The 1420-nt window shown below is 73.4% G+C and carries 1 protein-coding gene; it reads left to right on the top strand.

Annotated elements, in window-relative coordinates; all coding sequences use genetic code 11:
• Nucleotides 1-1420: phosphoenolpyruvate--protein phosphotransferase (gene ptsP, locus D180_RS20525; protein ID WP_017914243.1), on the top strand; the 1420-nt coding region annotated here is incomplete at both ends.

Genomic DNA, 1420 nt, shown 5'->3' with positions numbered 1-1420 from the left:
GGCTGGACCCCGCCGCAGGCGCAGCCGGCCATCGTCGGCATCGGCGCCAGCCCTGGCCTGGCGATCGGCGTGGTGCACAAGCTGGCCGGCCACGACGTCGCGGTGGCGGATACGCCGGTGCCGCTGAGCGACGGCGGCGCCCTGCTGCACGACGCCCTGCAGCGCACCCGCACGCAACTGCAGGCCATCGAGGAGGACACCCGGCGCCGCCTCGGCGCCGGCGATGCGGCGATCTTCCGCGCCCAGGCCGAACTGCTCAACGACACCGACCTGATCACCCTGGCCTGCCAACTGATGGTCGAGGGCCACGGCGTCGCCTGGTCCTGGCAGCAGTCGGTCGAACGCCTGGCCAACAAGCTCTCGGCGCTGGGCAATGCGGTGCTGGCCGGGCGCGCCAGCGACCTGCGCGACGTCGGCCGCCGGGTGCTGGCACACCTGGATCCGAGCCTGGCCGGCGGCAGCCTGGCGCAGTTGCCGGCCGCCCCGTGCGTCCTGCTCGCCCACGACCTGTCGCCGTCGGACACCGCCAACCTCGACACCGCGCGCGTGCTCGGCCTGGCCACCGCCGTGGGCGGCCCGACCTCGCACACCGCGATCCTCTCGCGCACCCTCGGCCTGCCGGCGCTGGTCGCCGGCGGCGCCGACCTGCTGGACCTGGAGGACGGCGCCACCGTCATCGTCGACGGCAGCAACGGCCGCCTGTACCTGGCGCCGTCGGAGGCCGACCTGGCCTCGGCCCGCGCCTACATCGAGGAACAGCAGCAACTGCGCGCGCGCGAGGCCGAGCAGCGCAACCAGCCGGCGCAGACCGAGGACGGCCATCGCCTGGAGATCGGCGCCAACGTCAACCTGCCCGAGCAGGTCGCCGCGGCACTGGCGCAGGGCGCCGAGAGCGTGGGCCTGATGCGCACCGAATTCCTGTTCCTGGAGCGCGGCAGCACGCCCAGCGAGGACGAGCAGTACGCCACCTACACGGCGATGGCGCAGGCGCTGGACGGCCGCGCATTGATCGTGCGCGCCCTGGACATCGGCGGCGACAAGCAGGTCGCGCACCTGAACCTGCCGCGCGAGGACAACCCGTTCCTGGGCGTGCGCGGCGCGCGCCTGCTGCTGCGCCGCGCCGACCTGCTGCAACCGCAACTGCGCGCGCTGTACCGCGCGGCCAAGGACGGCGCGCGCCTGGCGATCATGTTCCCGATGATCACCTCGGCTGCGGAACTGCTGACGCTGCGCGCCGAATGCGAGCGCCTGCGCGCGGAACTGCAGGCGCCGGAGGTGCCGCTGGGCATCATGATCGAAGTGCCGGCCGCGGCGATCCAGGCCGATGCGCTGGCGAAACACGCGGACTTCTTCTCGATCGGCACCAACGACCTGACCCAGTACACCCTGGCCATCGACCGGCAGAACCCGGACCTGGCCG

Origin of the sequence: Xanthomonas sp. SHU 166 (assembly GCF_000364685.1) — a bacterium.
GTDB classification, from domain to species: Bacteria; Pseudomonadota; Gammaproteobacteria; order Xanthomonadales; family Xanthomonadaceae; genus Xanthomonas_A; species Xanthomonas_A sontii.
The sequence above is the reverse complement of the archived record's forward strand: the minus strand, read 5'-3'. Positions and strand labels throughout refer to the sequence as shown.